General features: G+C 72.3%; 11 protein-coding genes. 7 read left to right on the top strand and 4 right to left on the bottom strand.

Annotated features, from left to right (window positions below):
- Window positions 1–305: 305 nt before the first annotated feature.
- Both QSK15_RS02580 and QSK15_RS02575 read left to right on the top strand, forming a co-directional pair.
- Window positions 306–2741: an immune inhibitor A domain-containing protein gene (locus QSK15_RS02580; protein ID WP_285794308.1), complete on the top strand. Its 2436-nt coding sequence runs from the start codon at window positions 306–308 to the stop codon at window positions 2739–2741.
- A gap of 210 nt (window positions 2742–2951) precedes the next feature.
- The gene (locus QSK15_RS02575) at window positions 2952–3884 is read left to right on the top strand and encodes an alpha/beta fold hydrolase (protein WP_285792710.1); all 933 of its coding nucleotides are present in this window, start codon (window positions 2952–2954) and stop codon (window positions 3882–3884) included.
- A 3-nt stretch (window positions 3885–3887) separates the two neighbouring features.
- Here the strand turns inward: QSK15_RS02575 and QSK15_RS02570 are convergent, their stop codons facing one another.
- Both QSK15_RS02570 and QSK15_RS02565 read right to left on the bottom strand, forming a co-directional pair.
- On the bottom strand, window positions 3888–4253 hold the full coding sequence (locus tag QSK15_RS02570; RefSeq protein WP_030486287.1) for a UCP033725 family protein: 366 nt from the start codon (window positions 4251–4253) through the stop codon (window positions 3888–3890).
- Window positions 4250–7099, bottom strand: a complete 2850-nt coding sequence (locus QSK15_RS02565) for an SseB family protein (protein ID WP_285792709.1) — start codon at window positions 7097–7099, stop codon at window positions 4250–4252. Before QSK15_RS02565 ends, QSK15_RS02570 begins: the two co-directional genes overlap by 4 nt.
- A gap of 152 nt (window positions 7100–7251) precedes the next feature.
- Between QSK15_RS02565 and mycP the strand changes: the two genes are divergently transcribed.
- Window positions 7252–8475, top strand: coding sequence for a type VII secretion-associated serine protease mycosin (gene mycP, locus QSK15_RS02560; protein WP_285792708.1), 1224 nt, complete (start codon window positions 7252–7254; stop codon window positions 8473–8475).
- A gap of 85 nt (window positions 8476–8560) precedes the next feature.
- Here the strand turns inward: mycP and QSK15_RS02555 are convergent, their stop codons facing one another.
- Entirely contained in the window at window positions 8561–8854 is a 294-nt protein-coding gene (locus tag QSK15_RS02555; RefSeq protein ID WP_030334171.1) for a WXG100 family type VII secretion target, read from the bottom strand.
- A gap of 21 nt (window positions 8855–8875) precedes the next feature.
- Window positions 8876–9196 carry a WXG100 family type VII secretion target gene (locus tag QSK15_RS02550; protein WP_030334170.1) on the bottom strand — a complete coding sequence of 107 codons (321 nt, stop codon included), beginning with the start codon at window positions 9194–9196 and terminating at the stop codon, window positions 8876–8878.
- Between the two features lie 288 nt (window positions 9197–9484).
- On the opposite strand from QSK15_RS02550, the gene eccE reads away from it, so the two are divergent.
- From eccE to rarD, 4 genes are all read left to right on the top strand, one after another.
- Window positions 9485–11446, top strand: a complete 1962-nt coding sequence (gene eccE / locus QSK15_RS02545; RefSeq protein WP_502889458.1) for a type VII secretion protein EccE — start codon at window positions 9485–9487, stop codon at window positions 11444–11446.
- A gap of 86 nt (window positions 11447–11532) precedes the next feature.
- Window positions 11533–11919, top strand: coding sequence for a phage holin family protein (locus QSK15_RS02540; protein ID WP_285792707.1), 387 nt, complete (start codon window positions 11533–11535; stop codon window positions 11917–11919).
- Between the two features lie 129 nt (window positions 11920–12048).
- The gene (locus QSK15_RS02535) at window positions 12049–12546 is read left to right on the top strand and encodes a GNAT family N-acetyltransferase (RefSeq protein ID WP_285792706.1); all 498 of its coding nucleotides are present in this window, start codon (window positions 12049–12051) and stop codon (window positions 12544–12546) included.
- Window positions 12543–13478: an EamA family transporter RarD gene (rarD, locus tag QSK15_RS02530; RefSeq protein WP_285792705.1), complete on the top strand. Its 936-nt coding sequence runs from the start codon at window positions 12543–12545 to the stop codon at window positions 13476–13478. The genes QSK15_RS02535 and rarD overlap by 4 nt, the downstream gene beginning before the upstream one ends.
- Window positions 13479–13655 lie beyond the last annotated feature (177 nt).

The following is a 13655-nucleotide window of genomic DNA, read 5'->3' as shown; positions in this document are numbered from 1 at the left end:
GGGCCGGTGGCGGAGACGCTGCCGGCCCCACTGTCGTATGTGCGATCAATTTGATCGAGAGATGTCGTTGTATACGTTCACGTCCGGGTCTGCACTGCTCAGCACGGCTGATGAACCGGTGGGGTGTGACGGTGAAAAGCATTCCCAACAAAATCTTGCAACAAATCGACGCGTCCGTCTTCCCACCCGTCCCGCCAGTAACTATGTTCACCAATGGTCCCACTAGTGGGATCGATCTCCCACCGGCCCGTACCCCCGTTGGGCCGGTTCCCTCACACCGGAGGTACCACGTGCGCAAAGTCGCAGTGGGTCTGCTCGGGCTTTCACTGACGGCGACAGGCCTGGCGTTCGGCCCGTCCGCCTCGGCCGCCCCGCAGCCCAAACTGCCGGCAGCGGCACCGGCCGCTGCCGAACCACAGGCGCTGAAGGATGAGCTCCCCGACAAGCTCGAGGACAAGCGCCGCGAGCTGCGTGAGCAGGGCCTCGCCGACGTGCTGAGCGGGCGCAGCAAGCCGATCGAGCGCAACGGCAGCACTGTCGTCAAGGTCGGCCAGGTCGGCAAGACGGGCACCAACGCCAAGGCGCGCTCCGCCGCCGGCGGCGGCCAGGAGACCAGGGATCAGTACGTCGAGCTCAAGCGTGAGCGGACCGACAAGATCTTCGTGATCCTGGCCGAGTTCGGCGACGAGCGCCACCCGTCCTACCCGGACAAGGACATGAACCCGGACATCGCCGGACCGGCGACGTTCGACGGTCCGTTGCACAACAAGATCCCCGAGCCCAACCGGGCCGTGGACAACTCCACCATCTGGCAGCCGGATTTCAGCCCGGAGCACTTCCGCCAGCTCTACTTCGGCACCAACCCGGGCGACGAGTCACTCAAGCAGTACTACGAGGCTCAGTCCTCCGGTCGCTACACCGTCGAGGGTGAGGTGACCGACTGGGTCAAGGTCCGGTACAACGAGGCCCGTTACGGTCGTTCCGACGACCCGAAGGCCGACGACGACCCGACCGGCGACCCCGCCGTCTGCGGCGACAACGTCTGCTCGAACACCTGGAACCTGATCCGCGACGCCGCCAACCAGTGGGTCGCCGACCAGAAGGCCAAGGGCCGGACGGACGAGCAGATCGCCGCCGAGATGAAGTCCTTCGACCAGTGGGACCGTTTCGACTACGACGGTGACGGCGACTTCAACGAGTCGGACGGCTACATCGACCACTTCCAGATCGTCCACTCCGGCGGCGACCAGGCCGACGGTGACCCGCAGCAGGGTGAGGACGCGATCTGGAGCCACCGTTGGTCGGCGTTCAACAGCTCGCCCGTGGGCCCGCCGAACTTCCCGATCGGCGGCACCCAGATCGGCAACACCGGCGTCTGGATCCGCGACTACACGATCCAGCCGGAAAACGGTGGCCGCAGCGTCTTCTACCACGAGTACGGCCACGACCTGGGCCTGCCGGACGACTACGGCCCGGCCGACAACAGCAACGAGCACTGGACCCTGATGGCCCAGAGCCGGCTCGGCGCGAAGAACGACGCCGGCATCGGCGACCGTGGCGGCGACCTCGGCGCGTGGAACAAGTTCCAGCTCGGCTGGCTCGACTACGAGGTGGTCGTGGCGGGGCAGAAGCAGACGCTGAAGCTCGGCCCACAGGAGTACAACTCGAAGGAAGCACAGGCCGTCGTGGTCGTGCTGCCCCAGAGGGAATACACCTTCAACTACGGTCCGCCGTTCGAGGGCTCCAAGCAGTACTTCTCCGGTAACGAGGACAACCTCGACAGCAAGATGACGAGGACGTTCGACCTCACCGGCAAGTCCTCGGCGGCGCTGTCGCTCAAGGGCAAGTACAGCATCGAGGAGAACTACGACTACCTCTACTTCGAGGCGTCGACGGACGGCGGTCAGACCTGGACCGACCTGGACGGCACCGTCAACGGCGAGCCGATCGGCGTGGACGGCGCCGGCCGCCCGGCCCTCGACGGCACCAGCAACGGCGCCTGGGCGGACATCAACATCCCGCTGACCTCGCTCGCCGGGAAGGTGGCGCAGGTCCGCCTGCACTACGTCACCGACGGTGGTGTCTCCGAGGGCGGCTTCTTCGGTGACGCGATCACCGTGACCGCCGACGGCCAGACCGTGTTCAGCGACGGCGCCGAGACCGACGCCGGTTGGGCCCTGGAGAAGTTCGAGGTGGTCGGGGCGACCTACACCCGACTGTTCGACAACTTCTACATCGCCGGCAACCGGTCGTACGTCTCGTACGACAAGTACCTGAAGACCGGCCCGTACTTCTTCGGCTACGCGAACACCCGCCCGGACTGGGTGGACCACTACGCGTACCAGGAGGGCCTGCTCATCTCGTACTGGAACACCCGCTGGTCGGACAACAACACCGCCCCGGCCTCCCCGACCAACCCGGGTGGTCACCCCGGTGAGGGTCGCAACCTGTACATCGACGCGCACCCGCGCCCGATCTACAACCTGACCGGGGCACCGTGGCGGGCCCGCGTCCAGATCTACGACGCACCGTTCAGCCTGAACAAGGCCGACTCGTTCACCCTGCACCTCAACAGCCAGCCGCAGTACATCCGTGGCCAGGCCGCTGAGCCGCTGTTCGACGACACCAAGAAGTACTTCTACGAGGAGCTGCCGAACCACGGCGTCAAGCTCCCCGCGACCGGTGTCAAGATCAAGGTTCTGGAGCAGGACGGCACCTCGATGAAGATCCGGATCAGCTGACCACTGATCCCGCATCAACCAGCGACGCCCGGGCAGGTCAACTGCCCGGGCGTCGCCCGTTGTACGACACCCGGAGACAACGCGGACCGGCTTCCCCCACTGACGATCGAGCCCGCTCCCCTGGCCCCGGTCCGGGACAACCCGGGGCTTTCCCCTGTTCAACGCGACCACCGGGGCCGCCTGCGGCAACCGGGTCCTAGGCTGTCTGCCATGACCGACCAGCGCGACGGAGCCGTCGACGAGTCCTGTGTCCTCACCGAGGGGCCGTGGACGCACCGTTTCGTCGGCGCCAACGGCAGCCGTTTCCACGTGGTCGAGGCCGGCACCGGGCCGATGGTGCTCTTCCTGCACGGCTTCCCCGAGCACTGGTGGGCCTGGCACCAGATGCTGCCGGCGATCGCCGACGCCGGCTTCCGGGCGGTCGCCGTCGACCTGCGCGGCTACGGTGCCAGCGACAAGCCACCCCGGGGGTACGACGGCTACACCCTCGCCGCCGACATCGCCGGGCTGATCCGCGCGCTCGGCGAACGATCCGCGACCATCGTCGGCAGCGGACTCGGTGGCATGGTGGCCTGGACAGTGGCCTCGTTCCACCCGTCCCTGGTCCGCCGGCTCGTGGTGCTGGCGGCACCGCACCCGTTGCGGCTGCGCGCCGCCATCTTCGCCGACCCGCGCGGGCAGTTCACCGCCTCCACGCCGGCGTTGAAGTTCCAGCTACCCCGCTACGAGCACGTGCTGACCCGCGACGGCGCCGCGGCGGTTGGCGAGATCATGCGCCGATGGGGCGGCCCACAGTGGGTGGCCGGGCAAGACTTCGAGGCGTACGCCGAGCGGTGCCGGGAGGCGATGTGCATCCCGCAGGCCGCGTTCTGCGCGCTGGAGGGTTACCGCTGGGCGTTCCGCTCCCTGCTGCGGCTGCACGGCTACCGGTTCGTCCGGCTGATGCAGAAGCCGCTGTCCACCCCGACCCTGCAACTGCACGGCGCCCTGGACGCCGCCTCCCTGCCCCGGACCGCACTGGGCTCCGGCCGGTACGTCGTCGCCCCGTACGAGTGGCGACTGCTCGACGGGGTGGGGCACTTCCCGCACCTGGAGGCACCGGAGCTGGTGCTCGGTGAGATCCTGCGGTGGGCGAAGACCTGACGGTCAGACCCGCTGCTCCCGCAGGTCGGTGACCTCTGCGGCCGGCGCCCAACCCTGGTAGACGCCGAAGTCGAAGACCTCCAGCCGCATCGCCTCGGCCACCGGCCAGCGACCACCGGTGTACTCCACCCGCAGCCACGCGTCGTGCTCGCCGAGCACGATGAACGGCTGGCCCTGCCAGGTGCAGGTGGTCCGCACGTACGCCAGATCCTCGATCTCGCTCGCCGGCAGCACCCGGACGTAACGGCCCGCCCGGACCTCCTCGAAGCCCTCACCGGGCTCGGGCTGGTAGAGGCGGATGTCGTCGCCGTCCGGGCTGGCCTGGTATTCCCGGCCCTGCCACCGGGCCACGTAACCGTCGCGCATCACGCCTCCCCGACCCGTCGCCAGGTGACCGAGTCGGTGTCCAGCTCCGCGACCACCCGCTCGGTGCCGTCCGCGCCGATCCGCCAGAGTTGGGCGCCGTGCGGCAGGCGCGCGCTGTCCACTTTGAACTCCGCCACCACGTCGCTGCTCTCGCCCGGCGCGAAGCCGTTGCCCCGGAACGGCGGGCGTTCGATGACCCAGCCCTCCATGGCCCGCATCGCCGACTCGTTCTGACCGCCGTAGGGGATGCGGTAGAGACTCGGCCGGTGCGCCGGCCAGCGCAGCACGTAGATCTCGTCGGCGTCCGGGGCGAACGGCGAGCCGGGGTAGCTGAGGCCGAGCGCCTCGTGCAGCTGAGCCGGTGTGGTCAGGTGGGACAGTTCACCGGCCCGGTGCACGAACCCGGACACCCGGTCGTACCCACGGTCCAGGTAGTACGCGAGCTGGCTCGGTGCGATCGCCTTCTGCATGACCGTCGGGCGGGTCGGGTCGACAGCCGCTGGGGCGTAGCGGGGGCGGGCGGCCGGCTCGGCCGCGGCCGGCGCTTCCACCTGGTCGACTTCCAGGTCGTCGCCGAGCCCCACCTCGGCGGCCCAGTTGGCCAACGCGACGATCTGCTCGCCGGGCAACTTCGCACCGACCGGCGTGCCCGGGTTGACGGCGAAGGACCAGTCCTCGTCGGGCCAGCGCCGGATCAGTTGGGCGAACTTCACCCGGACCGTGTCGACGTCCTCGTCTACATGGTCGGCGAGGCGCTCCGGCGACGTGTAGACCACCACGTACGTCTCGCCGTCGAGTTGCCCGGTACGCCAGACGAAGCCGGTATCTCCCGGGCGGCTTCCCGGCGCCGAGTCCGGTGCCGCCGGAAGCAGCACCCGGGCCAGCAGCAGGGTGGACAGGAAGGTGTCGGTGCTGCCGGAGCTGGCGGCGCTGAGCAGGTCCTCCTCGACCGTGTTGGCCGGCTCGAACTCGACCGACGCCGGCTCGTCGGCCGGAGGGTGCGGACCGTCGCCGCCGAACGCACTCTCGCCGCCGGTCTGCTCCGAGCCGGTCAGGCCGGCCGCCGGAGCACCGCCGTCGGCAGGGTCGGCACTGGGCGGGGTGTCGACACGGCCGTCGGAACCCGGATCACCGCCGGCAGCGCCGGCCTCCGTCGGAGTCGCGGGGTGCGGGACGGGCGGGCTCGCAACCGTTTGACCGAGGTTGAACGACGCGGGCGCGGAGGGGCCGGGGGGCGACGGATCGAACAGGCCGGGACCGGGGGGCGACGAACTGAACGGTGGTGGGGCGGCCTCGGCGGAGCTGGGGCCGGGAGACGAGGAAACGAACAGGCCGGGACCGGGGGGCGGCGAACCGAACGGTGGCGGGGCGGCCTCTGCGGGGCTGGGCCGGTGGGCGGTCTCTGCCGGCGTGCCGTTCTCGACCGGGTCGGTGAGGTCGCGGGACTCGATGATGGTGCCCTCGATGACGATGGGCGTGAAGCCGCGGCGCGGCGCGGGTGGCCCGGAGACCGGTTCCGCGACCGACGCCGGCAGGTCCTCCGCCGGTCCGAACCGGCCCGGTCGGTCCTGCGGGATGGCCTGCGTCGCCTCCGCCGAGGGGTCCGGCCGCCCAGGCGCACCGGTCAGGGGAGGTTCACCGGTCACCCGGAACGCGCGGGTGGGCTCCTCGGCAAGCGGGTTGTGCCGACGCGGCGGCAGCGGCTGGGTGATCTCCTCACCGGATGCCGCTGCGTCCACCCTCCGGGACGTGCCGAGGCCACCCTCCGGCCGACGGATCGGCTGGGTGACTGCCGGGTCCGCTGCCACCTGGAAGGCCCGGGTCGCCGTCTCGTCGGCCGGCGCATCGGCTGGGCGACGGCGGGGAAAGGGCTGGCTGCCTCGCCCGAACCGGGTCGGCGGGACCGCCCGGTCACCCTGACGACCCCCGCTCGGGGCCGGATCGCGGGCGGGGCTGGGATCGAAGAAGGAGCGCCGGGGCGCCGCCTGGGGGCCGCTGTTGCCGTTACCCACTGCGGGGCCGTCGTCGCCCGGCCGGGTCGCCGCCGGCCAGCCCACACTCGGCCCCTCGGTGGTGGGGACGGCTGACGCCAACGGGGTGAACCGGGACGGCCGGCCGGTGCGGGGCAGGGCTCCGGTGCCGGGTGCGGGCCGGGGCGGCTCGCTCGGGTGCCGCTGGCCGGCGGCGGGCAGGTCCTCCTGGCCGGCGCGGCGCGGCGGCTCGGCGGGAACGGGTGGCCGGGGTGCCGGGCCGGGCACCGACGGCGTACCGACCCGGGGCAGTCCACCCCGGCTGGGCCTTCTGGGCGAGATCGGAGCACTCTCGGGCCCGGACGAGGCCGCCCCGGTCGCCGGGGACGGCCCGGCGGCGGGCGCGGCGTCGCGAGGTGGCATGCCGGGCCGGGTGCGGGCCAACGTCTCGGCCCGCTCCAGCCGAGCGCGGGCGCCCATGGTCCGGCCGGGCAGTCGCACGTCGCCCCGGGACAGCTGCGACACGAACCAGGCCGGCAGGTAACCCTCGACCGGCAGGCCCGGATTGACGGCGAGCCACCACTCGTGGTTGGGCCAATTGGCCGCGAGATCGGCGAAGGGGATGCGCCGGTTGCTGCCGGCGTTGTCGCCCAGGCAGGCCCGCAGTGCGGCGGCGGAGGTGAAGGCCAGGACGTGGGTCCGGCCGCCGGTGGTCCAGGTGCCCCATCCGGCGGGCGGCTGGCCGGGCCGCGTCGGCGCGGAGACCGGCAGCAGCACATCGGTGCGGGACAGGAGCCGGAAGTAGAGCTCCTGGTCGTTGGCGCGCAGCGCGTCGCGCATCGCCACCTCGGCCTCCGTGGCCGGCTCCCATGCGGTCACGGCCACCTCCCCTTCCGAGAACAGGCCACAGGTATCGCGTACAACCTACAAGGTGGCACCAAGATCACAATGGCTGGCCGGCGGCGGCCGGCCAGGGTGTCGGGGAGGCGATAACATCCCGTTCCGGAGCCGACACGATACGGAGGGCGTCGATGTCCCGGTCGATCACGCGCCCGGTCCTCGCAGGTCTGGCCGCCAGCCTGTTGACCGTACCGGCCCTTCCGACCGTCGTCGCCGCCGCCGGGTTCCAAGCGGTGCCGGCCTGCGCGACAGCACTCGCTCCCGTCCGGCCGGTCGCTGCCACGCCCTGGCCACAGCAACGGTACGACCCCGCCCGGCTCGCCCCGCTGGCCACCGGCGCCGGGGTGACCGTCGCGGTGGTCGACTCCGGGGTGGACCGGGTGCACCCGCAGTTGGCCGGGCGGGTGCTGGCCGGCGCCGACCTGCTCGACTCCGGCGGGGACGGCCGTCGGGACTGCGCCGGGCACGGCACCGGTGTGGCGAGCATCATCGCGGCGGCGCCCCGCCCCGACGTCGCCTTCCGCGGGCTGGCGCCGGGCGCCCGGATCCTGCCGGTGCGGGTGAGTGAGCAACAGGTGGTGCAGGGGCGGGAGTCGGGGCGTACGGTCAGCGCCGACGAGTTCGCCCGGGCCATCCGGTGGGCCGTCGACCACGACGCCGACGTGGTGAACCTGTCCGTGGTGCTGTACGCGGACGACCCGGAGGTCCGTGCGGCGGTCCGGTACGCGGTCGACCGGAACGTGGTGCTGGTGGCCGCCGCCGGGAACCTGCACGACAGCGGGGACCCCCGACCGTTCCCCGCCGGTTACGACGGGGTGCTCGGCGTGGGCGCGATCGGGGCGGACGGCGGGCGGGCGACCTTCTCGCAGACCGGCCCGTACGTCGACCTGGTGGCACCCGGCAGCGAGGTGCTGACCGCCGCCCCCGGCGCTGGCCACCAGCGGGTCGAAGGCACCAGTTACGCGGCGCCCTTCGTGGCCGCCACGGCAGCTCTGCTGCGGGAGTACCGGCCGGAGCTGACCGCCGCCCAGGTTGCGGAGCGGATCATCGCCACCGCCGATCCAGCTCCGGGCGCGGGCCACGGCGGCGGGTACGGCGCCGGGGTGTTGAACCCGTACCGGGCGGTCACCGAGACCAGCGGCGGCCGGCCGGCGGGTGCACTGCCGATCGCCGCGCTCGCCGACGATCGGGCCGACCCGGCGCAACTCGCCCGCCAGACCCGCCGGGCCGCCGCTCGGGACCGGGCCCTGTTGGTCGGCGCGGTGGTCGGCATGACGGCGGTCACCGTGGCGCTGCTGGCAGTGGTGGTGCCACGGGGCACCCGTCGGCGCTGGCGCCCGGCCGGCCCGGCCTGATCCCACGCATTCGCGGCCCGGACCTGGGACCGGCCGCGGGCGGGGCGCTGACCCGGACACGGTCAGCGCTCCCGGCCCACATCGCTCACTGGAACAGCCCGGTGTTCTTCTTCTCGGTGTCCAGGTAGTCGGTGGCGGAGTCGTTCACCGCCAGCCTGATGTCACGCAGCATCGCCTGAAGGTCCTGTGAGGCCGAGCGCCACCGCGCCTGGCGCTGCTCGTAGGCCTGCCGCGCCTCGCCCGTCCAGCTCGCCACCAGCGGGGCGGCGTCCCGTTCGAGTTGACCGAGTTGCGCGTCGAGGGTGTTCAACGCCTTCTGGATGTCAGCGCCGGCCTGCTGCAGCGCGGCGAAGTTGACGACCAGCACACCATGGTCCATCGGATTCCCTCCCCAGCGGGATCAGAGCGGCAGCTGGATGCCGCCGCGGTTGGTGCCGGCCACCCGGCTGGCCACCTCGTCGTCGGACACGTCGTACTGCCGGCCGGCGGTGCGGATCGCACCGGCGGTCTCCCGCAGGGCGCGGTGCAGCGCGGCCTGGTCCTGTGACCACTGCTGCTTGACCTGCTCGAACGACCGGCCGCCAGCGCCACGCCAGGCCTGCTGCAACACCTCCAGCTCGGCCAACAAGCCGGTCAGCATGGACTGCAACGACTGGTCCACCTGCTCGAACTTCGCGGCGGTCTGCTGCATGACTGCGGCTTCTGCCTTGGTTTGGGACATCCGGACGTCACCTCGTCTCTCGGATCGCACCTGGCCGTCGACGCGCCCACGGTGGGCGACGCGTCGTCGCTTGGCCCGGTCGTCGAGCACTGAGACACGGGTCAGCGAAGGACTTCGTGGCTGACGGTAGCGACCTCGTAGCGGTTCTGCTACCCCACGGGCTTCCCCTGTGGACAACCGAGGTAGCCATCGGTCGCTTACGATGTGCCGCAGCCACGTCGCGGCGCGTGACGGGCCGTCAGCGACGGCCGGCCGCCCGACCCGGTCCCCACTGGTCGAGGAGGCACGGTGCCGGCGATCACCACCGGAGGGCCGCACCCACCGACCCCTGTCGACTCCGGGGCAGCGGCCCGCGCACCGGCGACCGGGCCGGGCCGACCCACCGGCAATGGCCCGGGGACGGCCGATCAGCGCGCGCCCGGACGTGGGTCGATCGTGGGCCGCTGGGTGGCGGTCGGCCATCGCGCGGGCGGCCGAGCGCGAGCCGGCCAACTGGTCACCGCGCAGGTCGCGGCAGCGCTCGTCCTCGTCGCCCTGGGCCGGCCCGCACCGGTCGTCGCGGTGGCCGCCCTGGTGGCCGTGCTGCTGGTGGCGGCCGCCTGGGTGCCGCTTCGGGGGCGGTGGCTCTTCGAGTGGCTGGGCACCGCCGTCGGGCACCTCACCCGTCGCCGGGCGCTGACCGGGCCGGCCGGAGCGGCCGAACTGCTCGACCTGGTCGCCCCGGGCACCGTCGTCCGCTCGACCGAGCTGACCGGGGGGCCGGCGGCCGTCCTGGAGGACACCACGGGAATGGTCGCGCTCCTGGAGTTGGGAGACCCGGGCGACCTGCTGGGCGACGCGTCCCAGGCGATCCCCTCCCCAGCCGCGTTGCTCCCACCGGCCGGGCCGGACCTGCCCCCACTGCTGGTCCAACTGCTGCTCGCGGGCGTACCGGCACCGGTGCCGAGCGCCGGCGGCACGGTCGGCACCTCGTACCGGCAGCTCACCGACGGGCGGCTCGCCGGGCGCGAACGGGCGGTGGTGGCCGTCCGGGTGCTGCGCGTCGACGGTTGGTCCGAGGAGGACCTGCGCCGGGTGCTCGCCGGCACGGTCCGGCGGATCGTCCGGCGTCTCGGGCCGGTGGCCGCGCGACCGCTCGGGGTGCCCGCGGCGCTGCGCGTCCTGGGCGAGTTGGCCCACCAGGACGGCGCACCGGTCCGGGAGTCCTGGCCGGTGATCCGGTCGGGCACCCTGGTCCAGGCCACCTTCCTGCTGACCCAGTGGCCCGATCCGGGCGGTACGGGTGGACGCCGGCTGGTGCCCCGCCTGCTCGCGCTGCCGGCGACGGCCACGACGGTGTCCATGTGCTCGGGTCCGGCACCGACGATGACACCGTTCTCGCATCCACCGGCGACCACCGCAGTGCCGACCGAGCTGACGGTGCGTCTGGCGGCCGGGACGGCGGCCGAGTTGGCGGCGGCCACCGAGGCGCTGATCCGACTGGTGACCGACCTGGGCGGGAAGCTGCGGCGCCTCGACGGTGCCCACCTGAGCGGGCTGGCCGCCACGCTGCCGCTGGCGTTGCCGGCGTCCGGAACGCCACCTCGCCCACCGGGACCCGGGGCGCAGCCCGGCGCAGCGGTGACCGACTGGGAGCTCTCGGTGGGCGACGCAGGGCTGATGGTCGGCACCAACCGGCACGGCCGGGCCGTCACCGTACGACTGTTCCGGCCGGAGAGCACCCGGGTGCTGCTGGTCGGCGGGGTGCGCGCCGCCCAACTGGTGGGCCTGCGCGCGCTGGCGCTCGGCGCCCTGGTGGTGGTGCAGACCGTCCGGCCGCGCGCCTGGGAGCCGTTCGTCCGGGGGGTTGGTGCACCGGGCGGCACGATCCCGTTGCTGCCGCCGGGTCGGGCCGTCGCCGACGGGGTGGGTACGGCGCTGCGCCCGTTGCTGTTGATCGTCGACGCCGGGCCGGTGGCGGCCGAGGCCACGCCGGGCCCGCCGTGGCGGGCCACACTGGTGGTACGCGACGAGCTGACACCGGCGGATGTGGACACGCTGAGCCGGGCCGACCTGGCGTTGCTCCAGCCGTTGACCTCCGCCGAGGCCACCCTGGCCGGAGCCGCGCTGGGGCTGGGCGGCTCGGCCGAGTGGTTGACCCGGATCCGGGAGGACATGGTGGCGGTGGTCAACCGCCGGGCGCTGCGCTGGGCGCTGCTCTCCCCCACACCGATCGAGGCGCAGCTGATCGGGCCGCCGAGACGCGGCTGACCAGTCGGGCCGCCGAGGCGCGCTGATCACCAGGATGGCCAGCTGTCGGGTTACGCCGGTGCGTGGTCCGTGGCACGATCCCCGCCATGGGTTTTCTGAAAGGTCTGCTGATTCGGCTGGCCAGCACAGCTCTGGCTTTCTGGCTGGCCACGCTCCTCATTCCGGGCATCTCCCTGGATTCGAACTCGGCCACCGAGACGGTGACCACGCTGCTGCTGGTGGCGGTGATCTTCGGTGTGGTCAACGCGGTCCTCCAGCCGGTCATCAAGACCGTCGGCTGCGGCTTCTACCTGCTGACCCTGGGTCTCATCGCCCTGGTGGTGAACGGTCTGCTGTTCCTGCTCACCAGCTGGATCGCCGACCAGGCCGGACTGCCGTTCACAGTGGACGGCTTCTGGCCGGCGGCGGTGCTCGGCGCTCTCTTCGTGAGCATCGTGACCTGGATCCTCGGCGCCGTCCTCGACCGGGACTGACCGGGCGACCAGCCAGCACCGACCCGGCTTGCCGGGGCCCTCGACCTGGTCCGGGGCCCCGGCGGGCCGCTGACCAGAGTTCGGGAATTGGCCGGCCCGGGTGCCCATGTCGACGATTAGCGTCGCGGCATGTTCTCACTGACCTACACCGACGGCCACCTGCTCAGCACCGATCCGGCGCGGATCGACCTGGACCTGGTGCACCACTGGTTGTCCACCGACGCGTACTGGGCGCTCGGGCGGGACCGGGAGACCACCGAGCGGGCGTTCGCCGGCTCACTGCCGTTCGGTATCTACCGCCCGGAGGATGGCCGCCAGGTGGCGGTGGCCCGGGTCGTCACGGACCGTGCCACCTTCGCCTGGCTCTGCGACGTGTACGTCGACCGGGCCGCCCGGGGGCGGGGGCTGGGCGGGTGGCTGGCCGGCGGGGTCCGCGACCACCTGGCCGAGCTGGGCGTACGCCGGATCCTGCTCTGCACCAACGACGCGCACCAGGTGTACGCGGGGGTTGGCTTCACGCCGCTGGACAACCCGCAGCGGTGGATGCAGCTCGACCGGCGACCGCCGGTGACCCCGATCACCGGAAAGGAACAAAGCAGCACTACGCCCCTTACGGTGGAAGCGTGACACCACTCCGCCTGGGATACCTCTACGGCCTCGGCGCGTACCTGCTCTGGGGTTTCTTTCCGCTCTACCTGAAGCTGCTGCGACCCGCCGGCCCGCTGGAGATCCTGGCCCACCGGATCGTCTGGTCGGTGCTCTTCGTGGCCCTGCTGCTGGCGGCGCTGCGCAACGTCGGCTTCCTGCGGGCGCTGCTGCGCCGCCCCTGGGCGATGGCGGGAATCGTGGCCGCCGCCGCGCTGATCGCTGTCAACTGGGGCACCTACATCTACGGGGTGAATTCCGACCGGGTGGTGGAGACCGCGCTCGGTTACTTCATCAACCCGCTGGTCGTGGTGCTGCTCGGGGTGACGGTGCTGCGGGAGCGGCTACGCCCGGCGCAGTGGGTGGCGCTCGGGATCGGCGCGTCGGCGGTCGCGGTGCTCACCGTCGACTACGGCCGGCTGCCCTGGCTCGCGCTGACCCTGGCGTTCAGCTTCGCCGGCTACGGCCTGGTCAAGAAGCGGCTGGGGCTGCCGGCGGCCGAAGGGCTCTTCGTCGAGTCGGCGGTGCTGGCGTTGCCGGCGCTGGGCTACCTGGGGTGGCTGACGGCGAAGGCCGATCTGACCTTCGGGCACGTCTCCGCCGGGCACACCGCGCTGCTGGTGCTGGCCGGCGCGGCCACGGCGATTCCGTTGCTCATGTTCGCCGGGGCGGCCAACCGGCTGCCCCTGAGCGGCCTCGGCATGATCCAGTACCTGGCGCCGATCCTTCAGCTCGGCTGCGGCGTGCTGATCTTCCACGAGCCGATGCCGCCGGCCCGTCTGGCCGGCTTCGCACTGGTCTGGCTGGCCCTGATCGTCTTCACCGCCGACGCCGTCCGCACCTCCCGCAGGACCCGACTCCGCCGACCCGAACCCGCGACCGACCCGGGAGCCGTGGTACCCGCCCGCCCATAGGCCGCACCCGGCGCCCACGCGCCCCGCGCCCTCACGCCCCGCGCCCTCACGCCCGGCGCCCACGCGCCCCGCGCCCAAGATCCGCACAACTACAGGGATGCTGCTGCCTCGAACGCGCGGGAGACAGCAACATCCCTGAAACTGCGCGGATCTTGGCGGGGCGGGTGACGGGACGGG

The organism is Micromonospora sp. NBRC 107095, assembly GCF_030269705.1.
Taxonomy (GTDB): domain Bacteria; phylum Actinomycetota; class Actinomycetes; order Mycobacteriales; family Micromonosporaceae; genus Micromonospora; species Micromonospora parva.
Note: the sequence above shows the minus strand (reverse complement) of the source record. Positions and strands in the feature narration are given on the sequence as shown.

What these genes read in the sequence shown, in the direction of transcription:
- QSK15_RS02575 (WP_285792710.1), top strand. Translation starts at nt 2,952, where the DNA reads ATGACCGACCAGCGCGACGGAGCCGTCGACGAGTCCTGTGTCCTCACC.
- mycP (WP_285792708.1), top strand. Translation starts at nt 7,252, where the DNA reads ATGTCCCGGTCGATCACGCGCCCGGTCCTCGCAGGTCTGGCCGCCAGC.
- QSK15_RS02555 (WP_030334171.1), bottom strand. Translation starts at nt 8,854, where the DNA reads ATGGACCATGGTGTGCTGGTCGTCAACTTCGCCGCGCTGCAGCAGGCC.
- QSK15_RS02550 (WP_030334170.1), bottom strand. Translation starts at nt 9,196, where the DNA reads ATGTCCCAAACCAAGGCAGAAGCCGCAGTCATGCAGCAGACCGCCGCG.
- QSK15_RS02540 (WP_285792707.1), top strand. Translation starts at nt 11,533, where the DNA reads ATGGGTTTTCTGAAAGGTCTGCTGATTCGGCTGGCCAGCACAGCTCTG.
- QSK15_RS02535 (WP_285792706.1), top strand. Translation starts at nt 12,049, where the DNA reads ATGTTCTCACTGACCTACACCGACGGCCACCTGCTCAGCACCGATCCG.